The 14,174-nt window shown below is 60.5% G+C and carries 12 protein-coding genes; 4 read left to right on the top strand and 8 right to left on the bottom strand.

Annotated elements, in window-relative coordinates:
- Positions 1-50 precede the first annotated feature (50 nt).
- Positions 51-1,574, bottom strand: coding sequence for a fumarate hydratase (locus KZH41_RS25100; RefSeq protein ID WP_094953881.1), 1,524 nt, complete (start codon positions 1,572-1,574; stop codon positions 51-53).
- A 216-nt stretch (positions 1,575-1,790) separates the two neighbouring features.
- Here KZH41_RS25100 and KZH41_RS25095 point away from each other — a divergent pair, with 216 nt between their 5' ends.
- Positions 1,791-2,723: an iron-sulfur-binding ferredoxin reductase gene (locus KZH41_RS25095; protein WP_263273912.1), complete on the top strand. Its 933-nt coding sequence runs from the start codon at positions 1,791-1,793 to the stop codon at positions 2,721-2,723.
- 30 nt (positions 2,724-2,753) lie between these two features.
- Complete coding sequence (locus tag KZH41_RS25090; protein WP_094953883.1) at positions 2,754-3,503, top strand: enoyl-CoA hydratase-related protein; 750 nt, start codon at positions 2,754-2,756, stop codon at positions 3,501-3,503.
- Between the two features lie 1,239 nt (positions 3,504-4,742).
- On the opposite strand, the gene pyk is transcribed toward KZH41_RS25090, so the two are convergent.
- A complete protein-coding gene (gene pyk, locus KZH41_RS25085) occupies positions 4,743-6,194 on the bottom strand; it encodes a pyruvate kinase (protein ID WP_094952409.1) in 1,452 nt (483 codons plus the stop codon).
- A 175-nt stretch (positions 6,195-6,369) separates the two neighbouring features.
- Between pyk and KZH41_RS25080 the strand changes: the two genes are divergently transcribed.
- Both KZH41_RS25080 and KZH41_RS25075 read left to right on the top strand, forming a co-directional pair.
- A complete protein-coding gene (locus KZH41_RS25080) occupies positions 6,370-6,744 on the top strand; it encodes a tetratricopeptide repeat protein (protein ID WP_263273911.1) in 375 nt (124 codons plus the stop codon).
- 223 nt (positions 6,745-6,967) lie between these two features.
- On the top strand, positions 6,968-7,327 hold the full coding sequence (locus KZH41_RS25075) for a PilZ domain-containing protein (protein ID WP_094952411.1): 360 nt from the start codon (positions 6,968-6,970) through the stop codon (positions 7,325-7,327).
- 102 nt (positions 7,328-7,429) lie between these two features.
- Here the strand turns inward: KZH41_RS25075 and KZH41_RS25070 are convergent, their stop codons facing one another.
- From KZH41_RS25070 to KZH41_RS25045, 6 genes are read right to left on the bottom strand one after another with little or no spacing between them, the layout of a single operon-like run.
- A complete protein-coding gene (locus KZH41_RS25070; protein ID WP_094952412.1) occupies positions 7,430-8,761 on the bottom strand; it encodes a DUF58 domain-containing protein in 1,332 nt (443 codons plus the stop codon).
- 7 nt (positions 8,762-8,768) lie between these two features.
- On the bottom strand, positions 8,769-9,764 hold the full coding sequence (locus KZH41_RS25065; protein WP_094952413.1) for an AAA family ATPase: 996 nt from the start codon (positions 9,762-9,764) through the stop codon (positions 8,769-8,771).
- The gene (locus KZH41_RS25060; protein WP_094952414.1) at positions 9,761-10,918 is read right to left on the bottom strand and encodes a DUF4350 domain-containing protein; all 1,158 of its coding nucleotides are present in this window, start codon (positions 10,916-10,918) and stop codon (positions 9,761-9,763) included. The genes KZH41_RS25065 and KZH41_RS25060 overlap by 4 nt, the downstream gene beginning before the upstream one ends.
- Positions 10,915-12,444: a DUF4129 domain-containing protein gene (locus tag KZH41_RS25055; RefSeq protein ID WP_094952415.1), complete on the bottom strand. Its 1,530-nt coding sequence runs from the start codon at positions 12,442-12,444 to the stop codon at positions 10,915-10,917. The genes KZH41_RS25060 and KZH41_RS25055 overlap by 4 nt, the downstream gene beginning before the upstream one ends.
- Positions 12,431-13,411: a stage II sporulation protein M gene (locus KZH41_RS25050; RefSeq protein ID WP_094952416.1), complete on the bottom strand. Its 981-nt coding sequence runs from the start codon at positions 13,409-13,411 to the stop codon at positions 12,431-12,433. Before KZH41_RS25050 ends, KZH41_RS25055 begins: the two co-directional genes overlap by 14 nt.
- A complete protein-coding gene (locus tag KZH41_RS25045; RefSeq protein WP_094952417.1) occupies positions 13,408-14,100 on the bottom strand; it encodes an RDD family protein in 693 nt (230 codons plus the stop codon). The genes KZH41_RS25050 and KZH41_RS25045 overlap by 4 nt, the downstream gene beginning before the upstream one ends.
- Between the last annotated feature and the right edge of the window lie 74 nt (positions 14,101-14,174).

Here is a 14,174-nt window from a genome sequence, read left to right as displayed (position 1 = left end):
GCGACTGGGCCATGGGGCCACAGTCGCCTTTATCCTTGCGGGGGAAGTGTTTACTGCACTTCTACCGCCAGGCTTTCACTGATCTTTTTCTGCCAGATGGCAGGACCGGTGATATGGACGGATTCGCCCTTGCTGTCCACCGCAACGGTGACCGGCATGTCTTTCACGTCGAACTCGTAGATCGCTTCCATGCCCAGTTCGGCGAAAGCCACCACGCGCGACTTCTTAATGGCTTGCGCCACCAGGTAAGCGGCGCCGCCCACAGCCATCAGGTACACGGCTTTGTGGTCTTTGATCGCTTCGATCGCAGTCGGGCCGCGCTCGGATTTGCCGATCATGCCCAACAGGCCGGTTTGCTCGAGGATCTGGCGGGTGAACTTGTCCATCCGCGTGGCGGTGGTTGGGCCAGCCGGGCCAACCACTTCTTCGCGCACTGGATCAACCGGGCCGACGTAGTAGATGAAGCGACCCTTGAGGTCCACCGGCAGGGTTTCGCCCTTGTTCAGCATCTCGACCATGCGCTTGTGCGCCGCGTCGCGACCGGTGAGCATCTTGCCGTTGAGCAGCACGGTTTCGCCCGGCTTCCAGCTCTGCACGTCTTCCGGGGTCAGGGTGTCGAGGTTGACGCGACGGGCCGACGGGCCGGCTTCCCAGACGATTTCCGGGTAGGCGTCCAGCGATGGCGCTTCCAGCGACGCAGGGCCCGAACCGTCGAGCACGAAGTGCGCGTGACGGGTGGCGGCGCAGTTGGGGATCATGCACACCGGCAGCGAGGCTGCGTGGGTCGGGTAGTCCATGATTTTCACGTCGAGCACGGTGGTCAGGCCACCCAGGCCCTGGGCGCCGATGCCCAGTTGGTTGACCTTCTCGAACAGCTCCAGGCGCATCTCTTCGATACGGTTGGACGGGCCGCGCTTTTTCAGCTCGTGAATGTCGATGGATTCCATCAACACTTCCTTGGCCATCACGGCGGCTTTCTCGGCGGTGCCGCCGATACCGATGCCGAGCATGCCCGGTGGGCACCAGCCGGCGCCCATGGTCGGAACGGTCTTGAGCACCCAGTCGACGATCGAGTCGGAAGGGTTGAGCATGGCCATTTTCGACTTGTTCTCGGAGCCGCCGCCCTTGGCCGCCACGTCCACTTCCACGGTGTTACCCGGGACGATGGAGTAGTGGATCACGGCCGGGGTGTTGTCCTTGGTGTTTTTGCGCGCGCCTGCCGGGTCGGCGAGGATCGATGCACGCAGGACGTTTTCCGGCAGGTTGTAAGCCTGGCGCACGCCCTGGTTGATCATGTCGTCCAGGCTCATGGTGGCGCCGTCCCAGCGTACATCCATGCCCACGCGCACGAACACGGTAACGATACCGGTGTCCTGGCAGATCGGGCGATGGCCGGTGGCGCACATGCGCGAGTTGATCAGGATCTGCGCGATGGAGTCACGGGCTGCCGGCGACTCTTCGCGCAGGTAGGCTTCGTGCATCGCTTGGATGAAGTCAACGGGGTGGTAGTAGGAAATGAATTGCAGGGCGTCGGCAACGCTCTGAATCAGGTCGTCTTGCTTGATCACGGTCATGAGTCGCGCTCCTCTATAAGGGAACATTCAATAAAGGTGGCTCAGTGGGGTACATCGGTCGGCTGAGTCCACCTTTCCAAGGCACGCCGTATGGTGCAGGCGCGACGCTAAAAAGGCGCGGCAGTATAACCCGGCGCGGTGGCCGATACACCCGACTATGGTCAAACTCTGTCGGGCATGATTTCCTGTACGCGGCCCTTCTGATTGAGACCTTATATGCCTGAACTGCACGTCGGCGAACGCCACTGGTCGGTAGCCACCGGCAGTAACCTGTTGGATGCCTTGAATCAGGCGGGTGTGGCCGTGCCTTACAGTTGCCGGGCAGGCAGTTGCCATGCCTGCCTGGTGCGCTGCCTGGGTGAGGTCGAGGACAAGCAACCTGACGCCCTGAGCCCGGCGCAACGTCAGGACGGCTGGCGCTTGGCCTGCCAGTGCCAGGTCAGCGGGGATCTTCAGGTCGAAACGTTTGACCCGTTGCGTGACGGTTTGCCGGCTCAGGTCGTGGGTGTCGATTGGTTGAGCGCGGCGGTGCTGCGCCTGCGTCTGCAACCGGAACGCGGCCTGCGTTACCGGGCCGGGCAGCACTTGGTGGTGTGGGCGGGGCAGGTGGCACGCCCCTACTCGTTGGCGAGCGTGCCCCAGGAAGATACCTTCCTGGAATTTCATCTCGATTGCCGTCAACCCGGTGAATTCAGCGATATTGCCCGTCAGTTGCAAGTGGGCGACCGCCTGCGACTGGGCGAGTTGAGAGGCGGGGCGCTGCACTATGACCCCGATTGGCAATTGCGGCCGCTCTGGCTTCTGGCCTCTGGCACGGGGCTTGGGCCGTTATGGGGCGTGTTGCGTGAGGCGTTGCGCCAGGATCACCAGGGCGCCATTCGCGTGATTCACCTGGCCCATGATGCCGACGCGCATTACTTGGCCGAGCCCCTGGCGCAGTTGGCTGCGCAGCACCCGAACCTGACCGTGGAGCTGTGGACGGCGGCTGAGTTAACCCAGGCATTGGCGCAACTGCGGTTTGTTTCGCGGCAAACTCTGGCTTTACTCTGCGGGCACCCTGCCAGCGTCGAGGCGTTTTCCAAGCGCCTGTTCCTGGCGGGTTTGCCGCGTAATCAACTGCTGGCCGATGTGTTTTTGCCCCGTGGTTGAGCGCTGAATTCTACAGCCGCGAGATTCACCATGACCGACGCGATCCTGCTGCAACGTGAACGCGGGCTGCTGACCTTGCAGCTCAACCGCCCCGACAAGAAAAACGCCCTGACCCGGACCATGTACACGCAATTGGCCCAGGCGCTGGAGCAGGCTGATGCGGACGAAGGCGTCCGAGCTGTGTTGATCCAGGGCAGCAGCGACTGCTTCACTGCCGGCAACGACATTGCCGACTTCCTCGAGCAACCACCCAGCGACCTCGATAGCCCACCGTTCCACTTTATGAAAAGCCTGCTCAATTGCCGTAAACCGGTGATCGCCGCCGTGGCCGGTGCGGCCGTTGGCATTGGTACAACGCTGCTGCTGCATTGCGACCTGGTTTATATCAGTCGCGATGCACGCTTGCGCATGCCGTTCGTCAACTTGGGATTGTGCCCGGAGTTTGGTTCCAGCCTGATCCTGCCGCGGCTGTTGGGGCATGCGAAAGCGGCTGAACTGTTGCTGTTGGGGGACGGTTTTACCGGCGAGCAGGCGGCGGCATGGGGCATTGCCACCGAGGCACTGGGCAGTGGTGAGGCGGCCTTAGCCAAGGCGCGGGAAGTGGCTGAGCGTTTTGAAACGTTGGCGCCCGCAGCGGTGCAGGTGACCAAACAATTGATGAGGGGTGTTGATCGGGAGCAGTTGCGGCGGGTGATTGAGGAGGAGGGGGCGTTGTTTGTCCAGCGGCTGAAATCACCGGAGGCGATAGCGGCGTTGTCGGCATTTAATGCTCGGCGATGAATGTGCGTTGACGGTGCGGACCTCATCGCGGGCAAGCCATGGGTATCTATGCAACTTTTTGTGTTGCTTTTAGCCTGCGATGGTTTAGGTAGATTGAGTACATATCCGTTGCTGCGGTAACGGCTGCTATGGGTTCCGCTCTTACAGCGGGTCACTTTTGGAAAGGAGCCCCAAAAGTAACCAAAAGGGCTCTTGCCCCACCACTCGGCACCTCGCCTAGGCTCGGTGTGCCCTCACTCCGGCTTGAATCCGTGGGGCCGCCGCCATGGGCCATCCTTGGCCCATCGCGGCTAACCCGGCGTCCTGCCGGGTTACCCACGGATTCAAGCCTGCGTTCGGCCATCGTGGTTAACGGGGCGCCTCAGATCAAGATCAAAAGCAAGAGCACGGCGGCCTAGTAGCCGACCTGAGTGGTAGAAGCAAAAGCAGGGCAGAAGCAGAGCACCACCTTATCTAGCTGATGTAATGAGATCCCAATGTGGGAGCGGGTTTGCTCGCGAAGGCGGTGGGTCAGTCAGCTCATGTGTAACTGCCACACCGCCTTCGCGAGCAAGCCCGCTCCCACAATTTTGACCGAGTTTAGCTGCCAGCACCGCAGTGCTCTGCTTTTTTGTGTGGGAGCTGGCTTGCCTGCGATGCAGGCACCTCGGTGTATCAGGCATAACCAGTTGATGCCATCGCAGGCAAGCCAGCTCCCACATTTGATTGAGTTTCAGTTTCCAAGATCAGGTCGGCTGTCAGGCCGCCTCGGTTTTGCTTTTGATTTAACCACTCAGGTCGGCTACTAGGCCGCCGTGCTCTTGCTTTTGATCTTGATCTTAGGCGCCCCGTTAAACCACGCTGGCCGAACGCAGGCTTTGGAGCGTGGGTAAACCGGCAGGACGCCGGTTTAGCCGCGATGGGCCAAGGATGGCCCATGGCGGCGGCCCACGGTCCAAAGCCGGAGTGAGGGCACACCGAGCCTAGGCGAGGTGCCGAGTGGTGGGGCAAGAGCCCTTTGGTTACTTTGGGGCTCTTTTCCAAAAGTGACCCGCCGTAAGGGCGGAACCCATAGCAGCCGTTACCCAAATAACGGATATGTACCCCGCGCCCCCGCGACAACCAAAGAACTCAACCCATAAAAAGATGTGTAGATACCCATGCCGCGATGAGGCCCTCTCATTCAACAAATCCTCAGGCCTTTAAATGCAAAAAGCCCCGCCATTCACATGGCGGGGCTTTTGTTTTTCAGCGTGTCACTCAGACCATTGGGTCGCCAACGTGCAGGATCTTCATGCCGTTGGTGCCGCCGATGGTGTTGTAGCTGTCGCCCTTGGTCAGGATGACCCAGTCGCCTTTCTCCACCACGCCGCGCTTGATCAGCTCGTCGATGGCCGCCTGGCTGACTTCGTGCGGTGGCAACGAAGCCGGGTCGAACGGTACGGTGTACACACCACGGAACATGGCCGCGCGGGCCTGGGTTTCGCGGTGCGGGGAGAACGCGTAGATCGGGATCGAGGAGCGGATGCGCGACATGATCAACGGCGTGTAGCCACTTTCGGTCAAGGCGATGATCGCTTTAACGCCCGGGAAGTGGTTGGCGGTGTACATGGCGGCCAAGGCGATGCTCTGGTCGCAGCTTTCAAACACTTTGCCCATGCGGTGGCTGGAGGTCTTGCTGGTCGGGTGCTTTTCGGCACCGACGCAGATACGCGCCATGGCCTGGACGGCTTCCAGCGGGTACGGGCCGGCAGCACTCTCAGCCGAGAGCATCACGGCGTCGGTGTAGTCGAGCACGGCGTTGGCCACGTCGGACACTTCGGCACGGGTCGGCATCGGGTTCTGAATCATCGACTCCATCATCTGGGTCGCCACGATCACCGCTTTGTTGTGGCGGCGTGCGTGCAGGATGATCTTCTTCTGGATACCGATCAGCTCGGCGTCACCGATTTCCACGCCCAGGTCGCCACGGGCAACCATCACAGCGTCGGACGCCTTGATCAGGGCGTCGAGGGTTTCGTCATCGGCCACGGCTTCGGCACGTTCGATCTTCGCCACCAGCCAGGCAGTACCGCCGGCTTCGTCGCGCAGCTTACGGGCGTATTCCATGTCGGCAGCGTCGCGCGGGAAGGACACGGCGAGGTAGTCCACTTCCATTTCTGCGGCGAGCTTGATGTCGGCCTTGTCTTTTTCAGTCAGGGCCGGCGCTGTGAGGCCACCGCCGCGACGGTTGATGCCTTTGTGGTCGGACAGCGGGCCACCGATGATCACGGTGCAGTTCAGCTCTGTCGAGGTGGCAGTGTCGACGCGCATGACCACACGGCCGTCGTCCAGCAGCAGTTCGTCGCCGACGCCGCAGTCTTTGACCAGGTCCGGGTAGTCGATACCCACGACGTCCTGGTTGCCTTCGGTTAGCGAATGGCTGGTGGAGAAGGTGAACTTGTCACCGATCTTCAGCTCGATCCGCTTGTTGGCGAATTTGGCGATACGGATTTTCGGGCCTTGCAGGTCACCCAGCAGTGCCACGAAGCGGCCGTGCTTGGCGGCCAGGTCACGCACCAGCTTGGCGCGAGCCTTGTGCTCGTCCGGGGTGCCGTGGGAGAAGTTCAGACGGGCAACGTCCAAACCAGCCAGAATCAGCTGTTCGAGGACTTCCGGCGAGTTACTGGCCGGGCCAAGGGTGGCGACGATTTTGGTACGACGGACGGACATGCACAGACTCCTGAGTTCAAGCGCTGGGCAAGGCTACTATGCTCTTTCGTTGTAGTCATTGTTCGTTTGCACTACTTATCGACGACTGGCTTGTTTTTGCAGCGGTCGAATTGACCAACATCCTTGAAGATTTTCGACGAAGGGTCGATACACTGCTCAAGACAGGAGAACCCCCATGCGAATTTTGCTCGTTGCTGCCTTGGCCGTCAGTGTTGTCGGCTGTACCCGCTGGTCGATGGACCACCATTTGAACAACGCTTACCGTGCCTATGGGGTGGGTGATTGCGAGCGTGTCACCCTGGAGTTATCCCAGGTCGACCGCGAGAGCCGTACCCGTCGTTATGTGCAACCGGAGGTCTCGATGTTGCGCGGGCAATGCCTGGAACGGCAAAAGTTGTTTGTTGATGCCGTACAAACCTACCAGTTCATCATCAACCAGTACCCTTCAAGCGAGTACGCTTACCGTGCCCGTGCCAGGCTAGACACCCTGCAGCAGTTGGGGCATTACCCCGGCGCCAATGCCGCAAAGCCCCGTCCAGCGTCTTTGTGATGATATTTATCACGCGGTAGCTCGCTCGTCGCCAGTCTTGGGCTATCCTTTGAGTGTTCGTTTGTACAAGTTTCTATTCAAACGAAGGCAAGGCCCGGATCCGGCAGCTGTTTAGTGACTGAAGCGATGTGTTGTCACACCGAGATCCAGGGAGAGCGAGCCGTTGGCTTGTTCCGAATCACTGGCACGGCCACAAAACATGGCCATTGGATGGCGAACTCACATGTTTACGCACCGACGGATTGAGCGGCACCAGTTACATAGCTTCCTGCAGGTGTTCAATCGTCTTACAGACAAGCCTATTGGTTTCTTGGGCAATGTTTCTGAAGACGGGCTGATGTTGATCAGCCAATTACCCATGATGGTCGACGTGGACTTCGAGCTGCGCTTGAAAGTCCCTGGACCCGACGGCGAGTTCCAGGCAATCGACCTCACGGCGACCTGCTTGTGGAGCCATGAAGATATCAATCCTCAGCATTACGACTCGGGGTTTAGCGTGATTCAGGCGTGCGATGAGTACGCCCAACTGATCAAAGCCTTGCTGAATTACTTCAGTTTCGATCCATTACAGGCATCCGCCTAGACGCTGCACAGTGTCGGCCTGGTTCGGGCGTATTACTCAAACGCGGTCGCACGCGCGCCACACAGCACTTCTACCAGGGTGCTTGTTCCAGAAGGCGGCGTTTCATAAGGCGCCGGCTTTTTTCCAACCCAGATACCGTGTCACCAACGCGGCTCCCAGCTGCGAAGGTGGGGTATCCAATACAGACAAGCCATGCGCGCTCAGACGGTCGTGGAGTTCGTTTCGCGTGTTGAGGTAGTCCACCGTGCCGCTATAAATCAACGCCTCGGGAAGGGTTTGCACGGGTGCCTGGCGCAGCTGATCAAGCACTTCCTCGCGCAGGCTGGCTACCAATACGCGGTGCTGTCGGCTGATGCGCTTGACCGCGGTCATCAATGCCTCATCGTCCTCGTCGCGCAGATTAGTGACTACGATCACCAGCGCCCTGCGCTTTTGCCGGGCCAGCAATTGGCTGGCGGCCGCCTGGTAGTCGGCTGTTCGCCGGGTGGTATCCAAGTCGTATACCGCGTTGAGCAGCAGGTTCAACTGGCCACTGCCCTTAACTGGGGCCAGAAAGCGCGACTGGTCACCGGCAAAAGTGCACAGGCCCACGGCATCGCCCTGGCGCAACGCCACATAGCTGAGCAGCAGGCAGGCGTTGAGCGCGTGGTCGAAGTGCGATAACTCATCATCCTGACTGCGCATGCGCCGACCGCAATCAAGCATGAAGACAATTTGCTGGTCGCGCTCATCCTGGTATTCCCGGGCGATCGGTGTGCGTTGCCGTGCGGTGGCCTTCCAGTCGATCTGACGCAGGCTGTCACCTTCGCGAAACTCGCGCAGTTGATGGAACTCCAGACCCAATCCCCTTCGCTGGCGTTGTTGCACACCGAGTTGACTCAGCCAGTTATCCACACCCAGCAATTGTGCACCGTACAAGCGGGCGAAGTCCGGGTAGACGCGGGTCGAATCTTCAATCTCAATAAAACGTCGTGCCGACCACAGCCCAAAGGGGCTGGGCAGGTGAACTTCACAGCGGCTAAACCGGAAGAGTCCACGGCGCAAAGGGCGCAGTCGGTAGCCCAGCTCGCTGCGTTCACCGGGGCGCAGTTCGATGCTCTGCGGCAGGTTTTCCATGCTCAGGCCGTCTGGGACGTGATCGAACACCTCTACGGTGAGTGGCTGCGGGTAGTTGTGGGTCAGGGTCAGTCGAGCGTCCCCCCAGCGGCCGAGCGCCAGGCTGCCGGGCATTTGCCGTTGCACCTGCACAGAAGGGCGACGACGCAGGCGTGCAGCGTCCAACAGCGCCAGCAGCAACAGCGCCAGCAACAGTCCCCAGGCGATCGAGTGCACCGTGTCGGGCACATTGAGCTGCAACGCCGCAGCACCGCCGAGCAGGATGTTCAGGCCCAGCAGCACACCCAGCCAGCTTAACAACAGTCGAGTCGGCTTCATGGGCGCGTCACTGCCGGGGCGCCGGAATCTGGTCCAGCAGTTGCTTGAGCACTTGGTCTACCTCAAGGCCGTCGATATCCAGCTCCGGTGCAATACGCACTCGATGACGCAGTACCGCCAGGGCACACCCTTTGATGTCGTCCGGGGTGACGAACTCACCGCCGCGCAACAAAGCCCGCGCCCGGGCACCACGGACCAGGGCGATGGAGGCCCGAGGGCCGGCGCCGATGGCCAGCCCTGGCCAGGTACGGGTCGCTCGTGCCAGGCGCACGGCGTAGTCGAGTACTTGCTCATCCAGGGCCAGCTCACTGGCGATCTGCTGCAGTTGCAACACGTCCTCGGCCTGCAGCACGGTGCGCAGTGGTTGCACATCAAGCATGTCCGCCCTGGACGAGCGGGTCACTTCACGCACCATGTCGAGCTCCTGCTGGGCTTCGGGGTAGTCCATGCGCACCTTGAGCATGAACCGGTCCAGTTCGGCCTCGGGCAGGGGATAGGTGCCTTCCTGTTCGATGGGGTTCTGGGTCGCCAGCACCATGAAGGGTTGGCCGATGGGCAGCGCCTCGCCTTCGAGCGTGACCTGGCGCTCCTGCATGGCTTCGAGCAGGGCGGCCTGGGTTTTCGCCGGGGCACGGTTGATTTCGTCGGCCAGCAACAGGTGAGTGAACAGTGGCCCTTTGCGCAACTTGAACTGCTCGGTATGCAGGTCGTACACCGCGTGGCCGGTGACATCGCTGGGCATCAGGTCCGGCGTGAACTGGATACGCGCGAAGTCGCCACCGAAACAACGGGCCAAGGCCCGTACCAGCAAAGTCTTGCCCAGACCTGGTACGCCTTCGAGCAGGACGTGGCCGCCTGCGATCAATGCGGTGAGTACATCGTCAATCACCTGGTCCTGGCCAATCACCGCCTTACGCAGTTCCACGCGCAGGGCTTGTGCCTGCTGGCTGGCGTGTTGAAGGCTTTCGGTGGTGGGGGCCGTGGCTGCTGGGAAATCGCTCATAGGGCATTCCTGAGAGTTTGCAGGCACGCCACCTGACGGCTGAAATCGGCGCTGGTGAGCCGTTTTGCCGGGAGTGGGCCGAGGGCCTGACTGATGATGTGGGAGGGTTGGCGCGTCAGGCGTTCAAGTACCTGCCACTGGTCAGCGGTGTCGAGGTGTTCAAAGCCTGGGTGACGCCGCCTTGCCGCGCGTTGGACGTCACGCTGCAAGGCTTGCAAGAGCGGGCCTTGGCCACTGCGGCGCAGCAGGAAGTCGGCGCTGGCCTTCAAGTGTTCCTGCAACTGTCGGCGTGCCTTGGGTGCCGGAGCCTGGACCGGCCCCTGGCGCATTCCGGCGTGCCACAACGCCAGGGCAATCAGCGCTACAAGCGCCACCAGCGCCTGGGGGAAATTGCGCACCAACAAGGTCAGCAGGTTGTCCACGTCGCTGTTGAACAGCAACGTCACGTCAGTGCCCTGGTTGAGGTACCACAGCAGCCAGGCGTTATCGTGTTTGCCGATGGCTGGGGTTTTCCACAGGTCGCTGTCGGTCACCACCGTCACGGTGCCGTGCCCGAGGTCGCGTTGCATCAGGTGGCTGGACTTGGCGCTGTTGGCGGAAAACTGCGCCAGGTGCTTGGGGTCGGAGAGGTTGAAGGCGGTATCGAAGCTGAAATAGGCCGGTGCGGTTTCATTGTCGACATAGAGCTTGGTCAGGTCCGGCGCTTTCTTTTTGCGCGGGGACGCAGGTTCGTCAATGTCGTCACTTATGAGCTGGTGGATGTTTAAACGATCGAGCAGTAAGTCGCCGCTTTTGCCCGTTTCTTCATCCCACAACGCTTCGGCGACTACCAGCAGATGGCCACCGGACTTCGCCCAGTCCAACAGTTGATCCACCTGGCGTGGGGTCATGTTGCTGCGCTCGCCCAGCAGTAACAGGCTATTGCCTTTGGGAGGAAGGTCGGCAAGTCGTTTTAGGCTATTGGCGTGCTCAACTACGAGGCCTTGCTTGCGCAGAAAGTATTCCGCTGCCAGATAAGGATTCTGACGGGCGTGCGGCGATGGACCACGGTCTACCACCTCGTCATAAGGGATTGCCTTGTGCCAGGCATAAAACGCCCCGGCGCCCAGCAGGCACGCCAGCAGTAACCCGACCCACACTAATGGCCGGTTCATTGGGCGGCTCCCGAGTTGAATAACGCACGCCAATCGTTGCAGAGTTTCTGCTGGGCAGAGGCCGTAGGCACATGGTGACCATAGGCGAGGCTCTGCCAATGCCGGGTCAATTCATCACTGAACGCCAGTAGATGTGGTTGTTGCAGTTGGTGAACCCGCTCCAGGACCTGGCCTTCGGTATCGGCGCTTTTCAGTGGCAGGTTGTAGTCATGCAGCAACCGACTGAGCAGGCCACGGTACAGGAGGCCAAGGGCTTCCCGTGGCTGAGAGGGCCATAGTTGCTCGGCGGTGCTGGCGATGTCTTCAGGTAACGTCTCTAGACCCAGGTCCAGTCCGAACAATTGCGCCGGTGCCGGTTTGGCGATTTTGGGGCTGCGGCTCGGGCGCAGGCTGACAAAGGCGCGCAGCCAGTCACGGTAGCGCCAGACCAGCAGGGCCAAGATGGCGATCACCACGCTCCACAGGAGTACTTCCAGTCCTTGGCCGACATGCTTGAAGGTGTTGCTGTTGAGGTGGTTCAGCAGCGATTGAAGCCAGGCGGGTAATTTTCCGTCTCCGTGAACTTTGTTTTTAGGCGCAGGTTTATCTTCGCCAAAACGATAACGCGTGACGGTTTCCGGGTTTTTGAAAGGCGGTTGTTCAAGCACTGTCTTTATTGATTGGGCGGCGGCTTGAGTGCTGAGCTGTTGGGTGGCGTTCGACTCGTCAGCCATGGCCGGCGGGCTGGCAGGTATCAGCAACAGCCCGACAACCAGCAGTAGCAGCGGTGCAGCGCTGCTCAGGCGTTGGCGCAAACGGCGGAATACCAACTCCAGGTCCCAGGCTTCCAGTACGGTTCGACGGTTGAGGTACAGGCTGAAACCGCAGGCAACATAGATGGGTTCCCAGAACACCAGGATCAAGGCGTAAAAGGTGTTGGTCAGGTGCTCCAGCCATAGCCATTCCGCGCCGGTTGAGAGCGCGAGGCGTTGCCAGTCCCAATCCACTTCAACCTGATCCGGGATGAAGAGATAGAACACCGCCATGCAGCCAAACCACAGGGCGATTTCCAGGTGTACACCGATGATGGTCAGCCAGCGCGCGGCACTCGCGTTGCGTTGCAGCAGCACGCCCAGGCGTTGCTGGCGTGCCTGGCCCCCCAGGCCTTCAAGTTGGCTTACCGGCAGTAAAAAACTGCGGCTGAGGCTGAGCCGACGCCAGGTCAGGCTGACCAGCAACTGGCTTTTAAGCAGTCGTGGCCAATGGCGTACGGCGTGTTTGACGCTGGGTGTCTCACCAAACAGGGCTTTGGACAGAATGTACAGCGGCAAGCGGTCGAACGCAGGCTTAAGCCACCAGAACACGAATAGTGCGACAGAGGGGTGTTCCCAGAGCAATACGCTGAGCAAAGCAAACACCGGCAAGCTCACCAGCGCCCAACTGCTCATCAGCAGCAGGCGATGTTCCCGAGCCATTAATACGCCAAGGTCCATGGCTTCCCAGGTGGTACGTGGGCGAATCACCACACTGGCATCACTCAGGCGCATGGCGAGTCCGTCCAGCGAAAATAAGGTAAGCGGCCACCAGCAACCAAAGCGCAGCGCCAACGAGGTATTTGGCCCAAGGGGCAATGGAGGTGGTGGAAGACCAGTAGGCTTCAATAAACGCGGCAATCAGCAGGAACACCATAACGCCGCAGAGCATCTGCACGCTTTTACGGGCCGCCAGCCGTAGGGATTCGCTGCGAGCCAGCGACCCCGGAGCGATCAGCGCCCAGCCCAATTGCAAGCCCGCCGCGCCAGCCAGGGCGATGGCACTCAGCTCGAATGCACCGTGGCCGATGACAAATGACCAGAAGGTCTGGCCGTAACCAATTTCGGTCAGGTGCCCGGAGACGGCCCCGATGATCAAGCCGTTGAAAATCAGAAAAAACACGCTGCCCAGGCCAAACAGCAGGCCGGCGGCAAAGGTCTGGAAGGCGATGCCGATGTTGTGCATCACGTAGTAGCCAAACATCATCCAGTCTTCGCTGGAGGCGCGTTCGGCGGCGCGGCCCAAGCGGCTGGCATCCGGGTCGTACATGCTTTGCATTTCTGCCACCTGCTGGGGGCTGACGATGCTGTAGATCAGGTCTGGAAACAGGTAGACCAGCAGCGCTATGCCCACCAGGCTGCCAAAGAACAGCAGGCTGGCGATCAGCACGAAACGCCACTGCTCACGTACCAGTCGCGGGAAGTCGGCCAGAATGAAGGCCAATACGTTGGCCCCCAGTTGGCTGCGGTGGCGATATAACTGTTGGTGGCCACGCAGGGCCAGTTGCTGCAGCGGATCAACCAGGTAACTGCTATAGCCGCGCTCTTGGGCAAGGGCCAGGTGCTGGCACAAACGTCGATAGTGGTGGGGGAAATCAGCCACGTCACGGGTCTTGGCTTTACCTTGCTCCAACTGTTTCAGTTGCTCGTCAAAGGCTTGCCATTGGGCTTGGTGACGGCTTTCGAACTGGCTCTGTTTCATGTTGGGCCCAACAAACCACGGGCCACACCATTGAGCTGTTCCACGGCCCGCGGCGTAGACACTTGCAGGGGCGCGGCGAGGATTGAGGCCAGTTCATGCACCCGCTCGCTGGACAGTTCGCCTTGGCGTTCGGCAAAGCCGAGGATGGCGCGTTGTTCGCTCAGGTCCAGGGCGAAAGGCAGGCGCAGGGCGACAGCCTGAGGAATTTGGGGGCGGGCCAGGGGCTGCTCGCGGTAGATCACCAAGGTGCCCGCAGCCAAGTCGCCGAGGCGTTTGAAATAGGGATGTTGCAGGCAACTGATGGCGCCGAGGAAGTAACCGAAGGGCAGCATATCGACAAAGCGCAGCAGGTTACGGATCAGTGATGCGGACCAACCGACCGGTGTGCCGTCGTCCTGTACCACCCGCAGGCCCATGACCTGCTTGCCGGGGGAGCAGCCCTGATTGAGCACCTCAAACAACACCATGTACCACCAACTGACCAGGAATAGCAGCAACGAGCCCAGGCCAATGCCGATATTGCCCAGCAATGCCAACGGTACGAGCAGGATGCCCATGATCAGCCCGCGCAAACCCAAGTCGAAAGCGAAGGCCAGTGCGCGTGGCAGCAGGCCGGCCGGGCGCAAGGGTAGATCGATGCCCTCCGGGGTCTCGATTTGGTAGCGGGTATCCAAAGGGGTTGATGGCATTGCGATCCTTGGCAGTGCAGAGCGGCTGGGAGACTCGGATGCTAGCAGTGTCGACGATGGAAGCAACCTTTCCA

Origin of the sequence: Pseudomonas sp. YeP6b (assembly GCF_025642995.1) — a bacterium.
Taxonomy (GTDB): domain Bacteria; phylum Pseudomonadota; class Gammaproteobacteria; order Pseudomonadales; family Pseudomonadaceae; genus Aquipseudomonas.
This window is presented reverse-complemented; position numbering and strand designations above follow the sequence as displayed.

What these genes read in the sequence shown, in the direction of transcription:
- KZH41_RS25075 (WP_094952411.1), top strand. Translation starts at nt 6,968, where the DNA reads ATGTTTACGCACCGACGGATTGAGCGGCACCAGTTACATAGCTTCCTG.
- KZH41_RS25090 (WP_094953883.1), top strand. Translation starts at nt 2,754, where the DNA reads ATGACCGACGCGATCCTGCTGCAACGTGAACGCGGGCTGCTGACCTTG.
- KZH41_RS25065 (WP_094952413.1), bottom strand. Translation starts at nt 9,764, where the DNA reads ATGAGCGATTTCCCAGCAGCCACGGCCCCCACCACCGAAAGCCTTCAA.
- KZH41_RS25050 (WP_094952416.1), bottom strand. Translation starts at nt 13,411, where the DNA reads ATGAAACAGAGCCAGTTCGAAAGCCGTCACCAAGCCCAATGGCAAGCC.
- KZH41_RS25060 (WP_094952414.1), bottom strand. Translation starts at nt 10,918, where the DNA reads ATGAACCGGCCATTAGTGTGGGTCGGGTTACTGCTGGCGTGCCTGCTG.
- KZH41_RS25070 (WP_094952412.1), bottom strand. Translation starts at nt 8,761, where the DNA reads ATGAAGCCGACTCGACTGTTGTTAAGCTGGCTGGGTGTGCTGCTGGGC.
- KZH41_RS25080 (WP_263273911.1), top strand. Translation starts at nt 6,370, where the DNA reads ATGCGAATTTTGCTCGTTGCTGCCTTGGCCGTCAGTGTTGTCGGCTGT.
- KZH41_RS25095 (WP_263273912.1), top strand. Translation starts at nt 1,791, where the DNA reads ATGCCTGAACTGCACGTCGGCGAACGCCACTGGTCGGTAGCCACCGGC.
- KZH41_RS25055 (WP_094952415.1), bottom strand. Translation starts at nt 12,444, where the DNA reads ATGCGCCTGAGTGATGCCAGTGTGGTGATTCGCCCACGTACCACCTGG.
- KZH41_RS25045 (WP_094952417.1), bottom strand. Translation starts at nt 14,100, where the DNA reads ATGCCATCAACCCCTTTGGATACCCGCTACCAAATCGAGACCCCGGAG.
- KZH41_RS25100 (WP_094953881.1), bottom strand. Translation starts at nt 1,574, where the DNA reads ATGACCGTGATCAAGCAAGACGACCTGATTCAGAGCGTTGCCGACGCC.
- pyk (WP_094952409.1), bottom strand. Translation starts at nt 6,194, where the DNA reads ATGTCCGTCCGTCGTACCAAAATCGTCGCCACCCTTGGCCCGGCCAGT.